This window comes from Stenotrophomonas sp. S4, assembly GCF_054187805.2.
Genome location: NZ_CM196188.1, coordinates 3,329,288 through 3,343,060 on the forward strand (window position 1 = coordinate 3,329,288; position 13,773 = coordinate 3,343,060).

A 13,773-nucleotide genomic window follows, 5' to 3' on the forward strand; every position below is an offset into this window, starting at 1 on the left:
GGAAGAAGGATGGAGCGTGGTCCGCTCCGACCGGGCCCCCGCCTGCGCATCGCGTGCGTCGATGCGGGGATCCTGATGCCGGGGATACGCCGCGCATCGTTCAGAGCGCGTCACAAAGCGCACAGCCGCAGCTGAACGTGATCATGGGTCGCGATCGGTTCAGTCAGTAGTGCTGGAAAGCGACATGGCCGCAGAAGCGGCCATGTCGGGGTGCCAGGTTGTACCGTCGCCAGCCTCAGGCGGCGGCGTCGCGCACCGCGGCGGACAGGCGGTCCAGCGTGTCCTGCATCAGCGTTGCATCATCGGCCTCGACCGTGACCCGCACCACCGGCTCGGTACCGGACGGGCGCAGGAATGCACGACCACGGCCGGCCACCGATTGCTGCGCGACGGCCAGCGCGGCCTGCACGCTGTCGGCCTGCACCGTGGCCTTGGCCGAGACATTGCCCAGCCGCACGTTGACCGTCTTCTGCGGCACCCGCACCAGCCCCTTCAGCGCCTGACGCAGGGTCTGCCCGCTGTTGCGCAGCGCCACCAGTACCTGCAGCGCGCTGACGATGCCGTCACCGGTGGTGGCCCGGTCCAGGCACAGCAGGTGGCCGGACGCTTCGCCGCCGAGCACGCCGCCGCCTTCCATCAGCGCCTGGTGCACGTAGCGATCGCCGACATTGCTGCGCACGAACGGAATCTGCAGGTCGGCGAATGCCTTCTCCACACCGTAGTTGCTCATCAGCGTGCCGACCACCGGGCCGCGCAGGCGGCCTTCGGCCTTCCAGGCGCGTGCCAGGATGTACAGCAGGTCATCGCCGTCGACCGGATTGCCCTGGTCGTCGGCCATCAGCACGCGGTCACCATCGCCATCGAAGGCGATGCCGAGATCGGCGCGGGTTTCGCGGACCTTGGCCGCCAGGTTGTCGATATGGGTGGAACCCACGCCGGCGTTGATGTTGACGCCGTTGGGCTCGGCACCAATGCCGATCACCTCGGCGCCCAGTTCGCGGAACAGCAACGGTGCGATCTGGTAGGTGGCGCCGTGCGCGCAATCCAGCACCAGGCGTACGCCACGCAGGTCGAACGCGCGCGGCACGCTGGCCTTGCAGAACTCGATGTAGCGGCCGACCGCCTCGCGCGCACGCGACGCCTTGCCCAGCTTTTCCGATTCGGCGGTGGTGAACGGAACGTCCAGCGCCGCTTCCAGGGCCAGCTCGGTGGCATCGTCGAGCTTCTCGCCCTGGGCGGAAAAGAACTTGATGCCGTTGTCGTAGTGCGGGTTGTGCGAGGCGCTGATGACGATGCCGGCATCCACGCCCAGCGTGCGGGTCAGGAACGCCACCGCCGGGGTCGGCATCGGCCCCAGCAGCTGTACGTCGGCGCCGGCGGCGACCAGGCCGGCTTCCAGTGCCGCTTCGAACATGTAGCCGGAAATGCGGGTGTCCTTGCCGATCACCACGATCGGCCGGCGCCCATCCTGGCCGCGCTGCGCGACCAGGACACGGCCCAGGGCGTTGCCCAGGCGCAGCACGAAGTCGGCCGAGATCACGCCCTGGCCGACCCGCCCACGGATGCCATCAGTACCGAAGTACTTGCGGCCTCCCATCACGCCACCTCCGGCGCCGGCTGACGGCCCAGCATTGCCAGCAGATCGGCCAGGCGATCGCGCATTTCGCGGCGGTCGCAGATCTGGTCGATGGCACCGTGCTCCAGCAGGAACTCCGAGCGCTGGAAGCCTTCCGGCAGCTTTTCGCGCACGGTCTGCTCGATCACGCGCGGGCCGGCGAAGCCGATCAGCGCCTGCGGCTCGGCGATGTTGATGTCGCCCAGCATCGCGAACGAGGCCGACACGCCGCCGGTGGTCGGATGGGTCAGCACCGAGATGTACGGCAGGCCGGCTTCACGCAGCTTGCCCAGCGCAGCCGAGGTCTTGGCCATCTGCATCAGCGAGAACAGGCCTTCCTGCATGCGCGCGCCACCGCTCTGCGAGAAGCACACGTAGGGCGCACCGATCTCGACCGCGGTTTCCGCGGCCAGTGCGAAACGCTCGCCGACCACCGAGCCCATCGAGCCGCCCATGAAGGCGAAGTCGAACGACGAGGCCACCAGCGCACGGCCCTTGAGCAGGCCGCGCATGGCGATCAGCGCGTCGTACTCGCCGGTATTCTTCTGCGCGATCTTGATGCGCTCGCTGTACTTCTTCTGGTCCTTGAACTTGAGCAGGTCGGTCGGGCCCAGGCGCGCACCGATCTCGGTGGTGCTGTCGGCATCGAACAGGGCAGCCAGGCGCGCACGCGCACGGATCGCCATGTGATGGCCGCACTTCGGGCAGACTTCCAGGTTCTCTTCCAGTTCCGGACGGTACAACGCGCTGCCGCAGTTGCTGCACTTTTCCCACAGGCCCTCGGGGACACTGCGCTTCTTGCTGGGGGTATTGTCGGTGCGGATGCCGGACGGCATCAACTTGCTGAGCCAACTCATGCGGGAGGACACTTCCGTTCAGGGCGGCCCAGGGGCCGCAAAGGCGGACAGTCTAGCTCCGCTTTCCCCGCCCGTGCACCCCCTTGCCAGCCACGGGGCCGCCGGAAAAAACCATGCTGGGACGTACGTTTAGGTGCGAGGGAAGTGCCGGTCGCTGGCCGGCGACCCCTGCGCGCAGGCGGGTATGGACGATGCCGGCCAGCGGCCGGCCGTCCTGTTACGCGTCCAGCGCCTGCCGCAGCGGGGCAAGGAAGGCCCGGGCGCGCTGCGCGGCCTCTTCCGCCGAGCCCGCTTCGGCCAGCGCCGACACCAGCGCGCTGCCCACCACCACGCCGTCGGCCTGGCGGGCCATGGCCGCAGCACTGTCGGCATCCTTGATGCCGAAGCCCGCCACCACCGGCACCGACGCACGCGCACGCAACGCCTGCAGGCGGGCACTGGCGGCATCGCTGTCCAGGCGCTCGGACGCGCCGGTGACACCGGCAAAGCTGACGTAATAGAGATACCCACGGGCCAACGCCAGCAGCTTGTCGGCGCGCGCTTCGCTGGTGGTCGGCGACGCCAGCAGCACCAGCGCCAGGCCGGCTGCGTCGAACGCCTGCAGGGCTTCGCCCGCCTCTTCCGGCGGCAGGTCGACCAGCAGCACGCCGTCCACGCCGGCGTCCACGGCGGCCTTGGCGAAGGCCGCGTAGCCGTGGATCTCCACCGGGTTCAGGTAGCCCATCAGCACCACCGGGGTCTGCGCATCGCGCTCGCGGAACTGCGCCACGGCCTGCAGCACGTAGCGGCTGCCAGCACCGCGCGCCAGCGCGCGCTCGGAGCTGCGCTGGATGGTCGGGCCATCGGCCATCGGGTCGGAGAACGGCACGCCCAGTTCAATCACGTCGGCGCCGGCATCGACCAGTGCGTGCATGACCGGCACGGTGGCCTCCAGCGAGGGATCACCGGCCGTGACGAAGGGGATCAGCGCCTTGCGCTGCTGTTCGCGCAGACGCTGGAAACAGGCATCGAGTCGGGATACGGACATTTCAGGCACATCCTTCAATCAGTTCAATCGCATCGCTGGTTCCCCAGTACATCTGGGTGACCCTCCCTTCAAACAGTTCCACGCGGATACCCAGGTCCGAACCCGGGTCCTGCCAGGTGAGGTACTCGCCCTGGTCACCGTCGTAGGCATGCGGGCTGGATACCGGCGGCTTCGGGAACTGGGCCATGGCCTGGGCGCGGGTCATGCCGACACGCAGGCCGAACGGACCGGGCTGCTGGGTCGGCGCCCCGCTCTCCGGATCCAGGCCGAGATCGAAACGGACGACGCGATCTTCATCGGTCATCATCGACACGCCGGGCGGCAGCCCCTTGCCGTCGTAGTACTCGCAACTGCCGCCGATGGCTTCGACCGCCCCTTGCGCGGTCCACGGCCCGAGTGCCTTCAGATCGGTCATATGCTGGCCGATCAGCACCTCGCCGGCATGGTCCAGCGCCACCGAGACCACCGCGGGCGCGCCATCGCTGTCCGTATCTTCCATGGACGGCGGATCGACAATCGGCGCACGCGCCATCGGGTCGAGGTCATCGTTGGCGGCCGGCTGCTGTGCCGGCTGCGTGGTGGCCTTGGCGGCCGGTGCCAGCACCGGCGGCTCCGGCGGCTGGCATGCGGCCAACCCCAGCGCCAGCAGCAGCACGCCACTGTTGCGCAGCAGCGCGCTCACAGCACCAGCCCTTCGCGCGCGGCGATGGTATGCACGTCCTTGTCGCCACGGCCGGACAGATTGCACAGCACGATCTGGTCACGCGGACGCTCACGCGCCAGCTTGATCGCCTGTGCCAGCGCATGGCTGGACTCCAGCGCCGGCAGGATGCCCTCGGTATGCGCCAGCAGGTGGAAGGCCTGCAGCGCTTCTTCATCGGTGATGCCGAGGTAGCGTGCACGGCCGGTGTCGGCCAGGAATGCGTGCTCGGGGCCGACGCCCGGATAGTCCAGGCCGGCCGACACCGAATGGGTCTCGATGATCTGGCCGTCGTCGTCGCACAGCACATAGGTGCGGTTGCCATGCAGCACGCCGGGACGACCGGCGGCGATCGACGCGGCGTGGCGGCCGGTGCTGATGCCATCACCTGCGGCTTCGGCGCCGACGATCTCGACCTGGCGATCGTTGAGGAAGGCATGGAACAGGCCGATGGCATTGCTGCCGCCGCCGACGCAGGCGGTGATCGCATCGGGCAGGCGGCCGTACTCGGCCAGCATCTGCTCGCGTGCCTCGCGGCCGACGATGGCATTGAAGTCGCGCACCATGCGCGGATAGGGATCCGGGCCGGCGACCGTACCGATGATGTAGAAGGTGTCCTGCACATTGGTCACCCAGTCGCGCATCGCTTCGTTGAGCGCGTCCTTCAGGGTGGCCGAGCCGGAGGTGACCGGCACCACCGTCGCGCCGAGCAGCTTCATGCGGTAGACGTTGATCTTCTGCCGCTCGATGTCGGTGGCACCCATGTACACCACGCATTCCAAGCCCAGCCGCGCGGCAACGGTGGCGCTGGCCACGCCGTGCTGGCCGGCACCAGTCTCGGCGATGATGCGCTTCTTGCCCATCCGCGCCGCCAGCAGCGCCTGGCCGATGGTGTTGTTGATCTTGTGCGCGCCGGTGTGGTTCAGGTCTTCGCGCTTGAGCAGGATCTGCGCGCCGCCGACATGGTCGCTCAGGCGCTGGGCGTGGTAGATCGGGCTCGGCCGGCCCACGTAATGGGCCAGGTCGCGATCGTAGGCGACCTGGAATGCCGGGTCCTGGCGGGCCTGGTCATAGGCCTGGGCCAGTTCCTGCAGCGGGCCGACCAGGGTTTCGGCAACGAAGCTGCCGCCGTAGCGGCCGAAATGGCCCTGGGCATCCGGGAAGGCGTGGTAGTCGGCAATGGGGGAGGCAGACATGGAAGCGACCGCTGGTTCGAGACAGGTGGATACTCTAGCGCACGGGTCGTGACCGGAAAATGGATATTATCTGGCGCATATCGTCAGGAAATCTCACATGAGCCATTCCCTGCTGCCACCGCTCAATGCGCTGCGCGCGTTCGAGGCCACCGCCCGCCTGGGCGGGGTTGGCCGCGCCGCGCAGGACCTGCACGTCACCCACGGTGCGGTCAGCCGCCAGCTGAAGCTATTGGAAGACCACCTCGGCCTGGCGCTGTTCCAGCGTGCCGGTCGCGGCCTGCGCCTGACCGCTGCGGGCACGCGCCTGCAGGCCGCGTGCAGCGAGGCCTTCAGCGGCATCGAAGACTGCGTGCGCGAACTGCGGCGGCCGGCAGCCGCCCCGGCGCTGGTGCTGGGTTGCAGCGGCAGCGTGCTGGCGCGCTGGATGATCCCGCGCCTGCCCGCACTGCAGGCCGCCCTGCCCGGCGTACGCCTGCAGTGGTCGGCGCTGGATGGCAGCTTCACCGAGGCGCAGGCCGCACTGGATGCGGTGCTGCTGCTGGCGCAGGGGCCGTGGCCCCGGGGCTGGCAGGTGCGTGAGCTGGCGCCGGAACGGGTCGGCGTGGTGGTGGCCCCCTCGCATCCGGCCGCGCAGCGCCTGCGGCATGTACCGCCCTCGGCGCTGCTGCAGGAGACGCTGCTGCACACCAGTTCACGGCCGCAGGCGTGGCCGGCGTGGGCGCAGGCACACGCTCTGGACACCGCCAAGCTGCAGCTGGGCACTGCCTTCGAGCACCTGTACTACCTTCTGGAGGCAGCAGTGGCCGGGCTGGGCCCGGCGATCGCACCCGAGCCGCTGGTGGCCGAGGACCTGGCCGCCGGGCGACTGGTCGCGCCGTGGGGGTTTGCCGCCACCGGTGGTTTCTGGGTGCTGGCGCGACCGGACGGACCAACTGATGCGCGCGTGGATGCGCTGGCCGACTGGCTGGGCCAGCAACTCCGCTGACAACAAAAAGGGGACGGAGGGGATTAAGTCGCAAGTGGCACAAACGACTTAATTCCCTCCGTCCCCTTTTTTCAGCTGGCGGTTGGAGTGGCCAGGCGCTGCTGCAGGTCTTCGCGCAGGCGCGACAGCTCGACCTCGGCCTGCTGCCGCTGCTGCATGCCTTCGCGATGGATGCTGCGCACTTCCTCGACCGTGGCAATCAACTGGTCGTGCACGTGGCGCAGCGTGGCTACGTCGATCACGCCGCGCTGGTTGCTGCGCGCGGTATCCACCGAGGCCTGACGCAGCAGATCGGCATTGCGGCGCATCAGCTCGTTGGTGGCATCGTCGATGGCGGTGGACAGCTCGACCGCGGCCTTCTGCTCACCCAGCGAAAGCTGGATGGCGAACTGGCGCTTCCACGACGGGATGGTGATCTCGCGCACCGTGTTGAACTTCTCGATCAGCTGCAGCGCATTGGCCTGGATCAGGCGGATCATCGGCAGCGACTGATCGGCCGCATGCTGCATCAGTTGCAGGTCGGACACGCGCTTTTCGATCAGGCGGATCGCGTTGTCGACTTCGCCCTGGCGGATGCGCTGCTGCGGATCCTCGCTGCCCTGCCCGGCCTGCTGCTCGGCCTGCAGTTCGGCCAGGCGCTGCTTGCCGGCGGCAGCATACAGGCCCAGCGCATGGCGTTCTTCGCGGACGATGTCATGCATGCGGTCGAACTCGCCCACGCGCTTGCCCATCAACGCCTGCTGCACACCGACATCGCCCAGCAGCTGCTCGATCTGCGCGTTGGTGTCGCTGAACTTCTGCACCAGCTCACCCTTGGATACGCGCAGGCGGTCGATCAGGCCACCGATCACCGGCACCTTCGACCGCTGGGCGAAGCCGTCCAGCTTCAGGCTGCGCGCGATGCGCACCACTTCGCCCAGTTTCTCGCCACTGGCATCCAGGTCACGATTGCGCACCTGGTCGAGCAACTGGCTGGAGAACGCTGCGGTGCGCGTGGCCGCTTCGCGACCGAACACCTGCAGGTTGCCCGGGCGCAGGTCATCCAGCTCCAGACGGATCTCGGCGATGCGCGGCAGATCCTCGCGGACCAGGCCGAGCGCCTGCAATGCGCCGTCATCGAGCGGAGTGGCGGTGGTCGTGCCGGGCACGAGGGCACCGGGGGTCTGGCTGTCCTGGGTCATCGGGCAGTCTCCTTGCAGTTGGGTAAGCGGCAGCGGCGGCCGGCTCAAGGCAGTCTAGCCTGAGCCGCCGCGACCTCGTCATCGATCTGTGCGTGCAGCGTGGCGGCCTTCGCCGCCAGTGTGGCGCCGGCCGCGGCCTGGCCCGCCACGGCGGCCTGCCGCCAGGCCGGCAGCAGGACGTCATGGATGCGCGCGAAGCGTTGCAGCAGCACGTTGTCCTGGTCCTGCAGCAGCTGCCACTGGCCGGCCTCGAGACGGCGCAGCATGGCCAGCCGGCGCAGATGATCGAGCCGTTGCGACAGCGCGGCCTGGCCGGCGATATCCAGCGACGCCAGCCGCGCCGCAGCCAGCTCGACCCAGGCGTCCAGTGCCGTGGCTGCCTCTGAATGCTCGATGATGGCCCTGGCCCGCCGCTGCAGGTGCTGCTGCAGGTGCTGGGCCTGCTCGCGCGCCTGCAGGGCCAGCACGCCCAGCTGCGACTGCAGCGCACGTCCCTCCGCCTCGCGATCGACATCGCGCCCCAGCAGGCGGCCCCACCAGCTCTCCTGCTGCCGGATCTGCGCCGGGTTGGCGGCCTGCAGGGCCAGCGCGATGCGTGCCAGTGCGGCCACCAGGCCGTCGCCCGCGCCCGGCGGCAACGGTGTTTCGAGCCGCGCCAGTGCCTGCAGCAACGGCGCACCATAGTCGGCCAGCACGGCGACATCGGCCGTGTCCGGCAAGCTCGGGGGCGGCAGTGGCGCCTGCGTGGTCATGGCAGCGGCGGCGGCTTCGGTGTCGTTGCCGGAATCTCCTCACTGTCGTCCGGCGGCAACGACTCACCGTAGAAGTGGCGCATCAGGGCCTCATCCAGCGCGCGCTCCTCCGGTGTCGTGGCACGGCGCACACGCGCACGCTGCGCCACCGCACTGTTCGGCACCCCACGCTCGACCTGCTGCCGCGCCCAGCCGGCGAACGCGGCCAGGGTCTGCGACACCTGTGCCTGCTGCGCCTGCGATGCCGCCAACAGTTCCACCAACGGCGCCAGGCCGGCCTGCAGCTCGTCGGCCAGGACCGTGGCCGGCACGCTGGGGGCCGCCGCGACCGGCTCGCGCGCCGCGACGGCGGGACGTGTTTCAGAAAGGCGATACAGGGCCTCCAGCAACGCCGGCCACGGTGCCGGGTCGGCAACGGCAATCGCTTCGGGCACCGGCGGTGGCAGCTGCAGGGCGGTGGCGATGTCGGCCAGCTGCGCGACCACGCGCCCGCCGACATCACTGTCGTCGGCACCCATGGCCTTGTTGCGCAGGAAATCGCGCTTGATCTGCGCCCAGCGCTGCGCCTGCGTGTCGTCCAGCACGCCGCGCAGTTCGGCCAGCTTCAACAGGTTTTCTTCGGCACCAGTGGTCAGCAGCTGTGCCTCGCCCAGGTAATGGTCGGAGATCAGCTGCTGCAGCTCGTCCTCGTTCATCACCGGCGAGATCTTCTCGGCCAGCTTGTTCATGTTGCGGTAGCTGCCCTGCAGCCGGAACGGAGGCTCGGTACGGTAGCGATCGTCCTGTGCGGCACTGGCGATGTACTGCTGGTTGACCCGGTAGACCACGTCGCGCACGCGCAGCATGCGCTGCAGGGTGGCGGTGATCTCGTTGATCTCCGCGCTGCTGTAGGCGTGGCTGAGGCCGTTGGTCGAGACCTCCTTGCCCATCGCACGGTCGACCAGTACGTACAGGTCAGCCATGTCGCGCGTGGCCAGCGGCGCCAGCACCGGGTTGGAGGTCAGGCTGTTCTCGATGTAGCTGAGGGTAAAGGCCGCCTCCATGCCACCGAGCACATCACCGAGGTTGTAGATGTCGGCACGGTTGGCCAGCATGTCGGGAATCTTGAACACCTCGCCGGACTCGGTGTACGGGTTGCCAGCCATCACCACGCAGAACTTCTTGCCGCGCATGTCGTAGGTGCGGGTGCGGCCGCGCCACACGCCCTCGATACGGCGGGTGCCATCGCACAGCGAGATGAACTTCTGCAGGAACTCGGGATGGGTGTGCTGGATGTCGTCCACATACAGCATGGTGTTGTTGCCCATTTCCAGCGCGAGGTTGAGCTTCTCCAGCTCCTGCCGCGAGGTCGCGTCCGGCGCCTGGGCCGGGTCCAGCGAGCGCACCTCGTGACCCAGCGCCGGGCCGTTGATCTTCATGAAGACCAGGCCCAGGCGGTGCGCCACGTATTCCATCAGCGTGGTCTTGCCGTAGCCCGGCGGCGAAATCATCATCAGCAGGCCCATCAGGTCGCTGCGCTTGTTCTCGCCGACCGTGCCCATCTGCTTGGCCAGGTTGTCACCGATCACGCCCAGGTAGACATCGTTGATCAGCTTGTTGCGCACGAACGAGGACAGCGGCCGTGCCTTGAACTCGGAAAGCCGCAGGGTCTCGCGCTCGCGCCCGATGATGCCCTGGCGCAGCGCCTGGTAGGCGTGGAACGCCGGCACGAAATGACGCAGGTGCTGCGTCAGGCGCTCCAGGAAATCATCCAGCGATACCACCAGCGTGCCGTTGCTGATGCGTGCGTGTTCACCCAGCAGGCCATTGACCTCCGCCTGCAACGCGGCGTCGCTGGCACGGGTACGCAGCTGGCGCTGCACCAGCAGCAGTGCCGCAGCCTCGTCGACGTAGCCGGCATGCAGGGCATGCGCCGGCATCCGCGCCAGCGCCCGCAGCCACTGCCCGGCCAGCGCCCAGCGCGTGGCCAGCGGATCCTGGCTGCGCTGCAGGGCGCGTTCGACCGCCTCGCGCTGCCCGGCCTGTTCCAGCTGCTGCGCCAGCGCATCCAGCAGCGCTAGCGCATGGCGACTGCTGCTGAACACCGGCTCGCCGGTCGCCAGCTCTTCGCCCAGATAGGCGGCCGCGGCCTCTGCGGCATCGGCATCGAACGGCAACGCGTGGGATTGCGCATACGCCAGCAGTGCCTCGGCCATTTCCGCACGCAACGCCAGTCGCCCTTCGTCGGACCCCAGCAGGCGTGCCAGCGCTTCGGCACCCATCTGCCGGCCCGGCCATTGCGCCACCGCTTCGCGCCGCTGCTCGGCGGCCCAGAACAGCAGTGCCAGCGCACGCACCCGCGGTGCATGGCGCAGGCTGCCGGCCGCCTGCTGCAAGGGCAGCAATGCACGCAGGATCAGCGCGGCATCATGGTCATGGATGCCGCGCTCGTAGCCTTCGCGGTAGCGCGGTGCGGCGAACGCACGCACGCGCTGGTCCAGTGCTTCGGGCGTGGCGACGTCGTGCTGCAGCGTGGCCAGGTCAAGGCCGTCGCTCCCCTCCTGCGCGGCCATCAGCAGGCTGCCGGCCAGATACTCACCGCGATACAACGCAGGTGATTCCGAGTCCAGGGTGACCGGCCAGAACGGCTTCAGCGCATCCAGCTCCGGATCGTGCAGGGTCTCCAGGAAGTCGGTGCCGGTCAGATGGATCGCCAGCGTGTCACCACGCGGCAGCAGGGTCAGGTCCAGCGCCTGGGTGTTGACGCTGAAGCGATGGCGCGGCCCCAGCCGCACCACGTTGCCGCCCGCTTCGTACAGATCACTGCGGTCGCGCAGCTGGCGTACCGCCTGGTCACGCACGCCCTTCAGGCGCGCCTCGATGTCGTCGGCCTTGACGTTGTCATGCAGCGCGCGCAGGCGTTCGGCCAGCTCACGCAGCTTGAGGATCAGCGGATCGCCGGCAAAGAACGCATTGAGCTCATCGGCGGTGGCGAAGCGCTCGGTGCGCTTGGCGAGGCCATCGAGGATGCGGTTGGCCGCATCCAGCACCGAACGTGCCTTGCGCTGGCGATCATCCAGCAGTGCCTGCTTGTGCGTTTCGAAGGCTTCCACCAGCTCTTCGCGCTTGCTCAGGATTTCGCCAAGGAACTGCTCGTGTTCGCCGAACTGGCTCTCCAGCTCCTCCAGCTGCACCAGCAGGCGCGACAGCTGCTCGTCGGCGCGTTCCGGATCGGTGGCCAGCGCCAGCGCGCTGGTGATCGACTGCGAGAACAGCACGAACTGCGCGGCGAACTGCGCCACGGCCTCGGCCGAACCCAGCGACCGGCGACGCTGATCAGCACGCGCACGGGCCTGGTTGAGGCGGCCGTACAGCACCGAGATCGACTCGACCACGGGGGTGCGGGCGGTGGCATCGTCCACCTTCAGGCCGGCCATCAGCTCGGACAACATGTCCAGGTCGGCTGCCATGCCACGCAGCCCCTCCAGCTGCTCGTCCAGCTGGCGGGCACTCTGTGCCTGCTGGGCTGCTTCATCCAGCGCCTGCAGGCGCGAGGTCAGCGGCGCCAGCGCGGCTTCGTCCGCAAGGAACTCGCCAGTGGCGGCGCCGACGCGGTCCTGCGCTTCTACCAGCTCGGCCGCCATCACTTCGATGCGCGCGGTGTCGATGTAGCGCAGCTCACGGATGGTCAGCAGCCGTCCACGCAATGCGGTGATCGCATTGAGCGCCTCGACGAAGGCCTGCACCTCGTTCCAGTTCTGCGGCTGCAGCCGCCCCAGCAGCGCCTTGTGCGCGGCCTCGGCCTCGACCATCGCCTGCGCCGACTGCTGGCGGATCGACTGCACCTTCTCGTATTCGTCCAGCACCGATTCGCCGGTGGCGCTGATCTGCCGCAGCAGCGCCTCGGCGCCATCGCAGGCCGCGTCGCCCAGCCAGTGGTGGGCATCGAACAGGCGCCGGGTGTCGGCCACCAGGCGCTGGTAGCGCTGCACCGACACGTCCTGGCCTTCGATCTCGCGCGCCAGGTTGAACAGGTTGGAAATGCCGCGCACCAGCTCGGCGTTGCCGATGCGGCCCATGAAGGTGTTGCCGGGCGGTCGGCTGGCTGCAAACTCGTCACTGCTGAACGGGGTCTGCCAGACCTGCATCGGATGGATGCGGGTCGGTTCGCTGCCTTCGGCATGGAACAGCACCATGCGCCCGTCCTGCATCAAGGCGTAGCCATGGCCGAACACCGGGTTCTGCAGCACGCGCTGGATGGTGTTGTAGACGAACAGCGCCGAGCGTCCGCCTTCGCGCTCGTAGAAGATGTACAGCACGTCCTCGCCGTTCGGCGAACGGATGCTGCGCTTGAACTGCATGCCGGCCATCGAGGCGTCGAATGCCTTGTGCTCGCCGCCCTGCAGGTAATACCCACCCGGGAAGATCACGCCGTGGTCTTCGGGCAGCTGCACGCAGGCCTGCACGATCGCATCGTTGCGCACGATGCCGCCGGTCAGCGTGTTGTAGATCAGGCCGCGCCACTCCGTCTCGCGGTACGGCAGCACCTTCAGCAGCACCAGCGAGCCGACCCGGGCGAATTCGAACTGGGCGTCGTCCAGCGACTGCGTGCTGTCCTCCACCGGTTCGCTGTAGATGCCCTGCCCGGTCTCGGTATTGTTCTCGACCTTGATGGTGAGGTCGCCGCCGGTGGTCTCCACGAACAGGGTGTCGAGGATGTTCAGGTGCGAATGGCGTCCATTGACTGCCAGGTCGCGGGTCGCCCTGGTCCATTCGAAGTCGAACGGCGGCGGCAGTGCGATATCGCGCTCGCCGCGCGCATCCAGATAGGTCAGTTCGCCATCGCGCGACAGCGCCCAGCGGAACACGCGCACGTCGCTGCTGCGCTCGCCGATCTGGAACGAGGCCAGCAGCTTGTCGCCCACCACGATCAGCTGCAGCAGGCGTGCGTGCTTGTAGTACGCGTACAGCTCATTGAAGTCGTGCACGAAGCCGGGCTGGTCGAGGAAGCTGCCCTTCAGCTCCAGCGCGGCCACGTCGTAGCCGTCGCTGCCCTGCACCAGCCGGTACAGGCCGAACACGTCCTCGATGCGGGTCTGGGTCTTCAGCCCGATGAACACGTTGTAGCCGAACAGCAGGCGGTCCGGGCCGACCTGCACGATGTCACGGCCGACGCAGTTGTTCTCGCTGCGGATGCGGAAGCGCCCGACCACCTCCAGGCGGCTGTCGCCGAACTCGGCCAGGCGCTGGCGGTTGAGCGTCTCGGCCAGGCCCTGCAGGCGCTGGCCCTGCTCGGCCAGGCGGCGGCGCAGGACTTCGTAGGCGCCGCCCTGGGCAACGGCCTGGTCGACGGTGGTGCCGCCGGCCTCCGGTGCAGTGGATTCGGCGGACGGATGGGTATCAGACATCAGCAGGCTTCCGGCTCACGGGCGGACGGCCGCGGTTGCGGCCGGCGCGGGCGGGCGATGGCCGCAGCAGCCA

9 protein-coding genes are annotated in these 13,773 nt (G+C 68.5%); 1 reads left to right on the forward strand and 8 read right to left on the reverse strand.

Annotation, left to right across the window (positions count from 1 at the left end; translation table 11 throughout):
* Positions 1 to 235: 235 nt before the first annotated feature.
* From glmM to trpB, 5 genes are all read right to left on the reverse strand, one after another.
* Positions 236 to 1,597 carry a phosphoglucosamine mutase gene (gene glmM, locus ACUZUJ_RS15725; RefSeq protein WP_049445557.1) on the reverse strand — a complete coding sequence of 454 codons (1,362 nt, stop codon included), beginning with the start codon at positions 1,595 to 1,597 and terminating at the stop codon, positions 236 to 238.
* Positions 1,597 to 2,472, reverse strand: a complete 876-nt coding sequence (gene accD / locus ACUZUJ_RS15730; protein ID WP_458220477.1) for an acetyl-CoA carboxylase, carboxyltransferase subunit beta — start codon at positions 2,470 to 2,472, stop codon at positions 1,597 to 1,599. The genes glmM and accD overlap by 1 nt, the downstream gene beginning before the upstream one ends.
* Positions 2,473 to 2,689: 217 nt before the next feature.
* Positions 2,690 to 3,499, reverse strand: a complete 810-nt coding sequence (gene trpA / locus ACUZUJ_RS15735; RefSeq protein WP_458220478.1) for a tryptophan synthase subunit alpha — start codon at positions 3,497 to 3,499, stop codon at positions 2,690 to 2,692.
* Between the two features lies 1 nt (position 3,500).
* Entirely contained in the window at positions 3,501 to 4,181 is a 681-nt protein-coding gene (locus ACUZUJ_RS15740; RefSeq protein WP_014037961.1) for a hypothetical protein, read from the reverse strand.
* Positions 4,178 to 5,395: a tryptophan synthase subunit beta gene (gene trpB / locus ACUZUJ_RS15745; RefSeq protein ID WP_049445561.1), complete on the reverse strand. Its 1,218-nt coding sequence runs from the start codon at positions 5,393 to 5,395 to the stop codon at positions 4,178 to 4,180. Before trpB ends, ACUZUJ_RS15740 begins: the two co-directional genes overlap by 4 nt.
* Before the next feature lie 97 nt (positions 5,396 to 5,492).
* On the opposite strand from trpB, the gene ACUZUJ_RS15750 reads away from it, so the two are divergent.
* Complete coding sequence (locus ACUZUJ_RS15750; protein ID WP_101765858.1) at positions 5,493 to 6,380, forward strand: LysR family transcriptional regulator; 888 nt, start codon at positions 5,493 to 5,495, stop codon at positions 6,378 to 6,380.
* A 71-nt stretch (positions 6,381 to 6,451) separates the two neighbouring features.
* Here ACUZUJ_RS15750 and ACUZUJ_RS15755 read toward each other — a convergent pair whose 3' ends face one another.
* From ACUZUJ_RS15755 to ACUZUJ_RS15765, 3 genes are read right to left on the reverse strand one after another with little or no spacing between them, the layout of a single operon-like run.
* Positions 6,452 to 7,561, reverse strand: a complete 1,110-nt coding sequence (locus ACUZUJ_RS15755) for a toxic anion resistance protein (RefSeq protein WP_049445566.1) — start codon at positions 7,559 to 7,561, stop codon at positions 6,452 to 6,454.
* A 44-nt stretch (positions 7,562 to 7,605) separates the two neighbouring features.
* Entirely contained in the window at positions 7,606 to 8,313 is a 708-nt protein-coding gene (locus ACUZUJ_RS15760) for a hypothetical protein (protein WP_458220479.1), read from the reverse strand.
* Complete coding sequence (locus tag ACUZUJ_RS15765) at positions 8,310 to 13,700, reverse strand: DNA repair ATPase (RefSeq protein ID WP_458220480.1); 5,391 nt, start codon at positions 13,698 to 13,700, stop codon at positions 8,310 to 8,312. The genes ACUZUJ_RS15760 and ACUZUJ_RS15765 overlap by 4 nt, the downstream gene beginning before the upstream one ends.
* Positions 13,701 to 13,773: the final 73 nt, after the last annotated feature.

What these genes read in the sequence shown, in the direction of transcription:
- ACUZUJ_RS15765 (WP_458220480.1), bottom strand. Translation starts at nt 13,700, where the DNA reads ATGTCTGATACCCATCCGTCCGCCGAATCCACTGCACCGGAGGCCGGC.
- ACUZUJ_RS15755 (WP_049445566.1), bottom strand. Translation starts at nt 7,561, where the DNA reads ATGACCCAGGACAGCCAGACCCCCGGTGCCCTCGTGCCCGGCACGACC.
- glmM (WP_049445557.1), bottom strand. Translation starts at nt 1,597, where the DNA reads ATGGGAGGCCGCAAGTACTTCGGTACTGATGGCATCCGTGGGCGGGTC.
- accD (WP_458220477.1), bottom strand. Translation starts at nt 2,472, where the DNA reads ATGAGTTGGCTCAGCAAGTTGATGCCGTCCGGCATCCGCACCGACAAT.
- ACUZUJ_RS15750 (WP_101765858.1), top strand. Translation starts at nt 5,493, where the DNA reads ATGAGCCATTCCCTGCTGCCACCGCTCAATGCGCTGCGCGCGTTCGAG.
- trpB (WP_049445561.1), bottom strand. Translation starts at nt 5,395, where the DNA reads ATGTCTGCCTCCCCCATTGCCGACTACCACGCCTTCCCGGATGCCCAG.
- ACUZUJ_RS15760 (WP_458220479.1), bottom strand. Translation starts at nt 8,313, where the DNA reads ATGACCACGCAGGCGCCACTGCCGCCCCCGAGCTTGCCGGACACGGCC.
- trpA (WP_458220478.1), bottom strand. Translation starts at nt 3,499, where the DNA reads ATGTCCGTATCCCGACTCGATGCCTGTTTCCAGCGTCTGCGCGAACAG.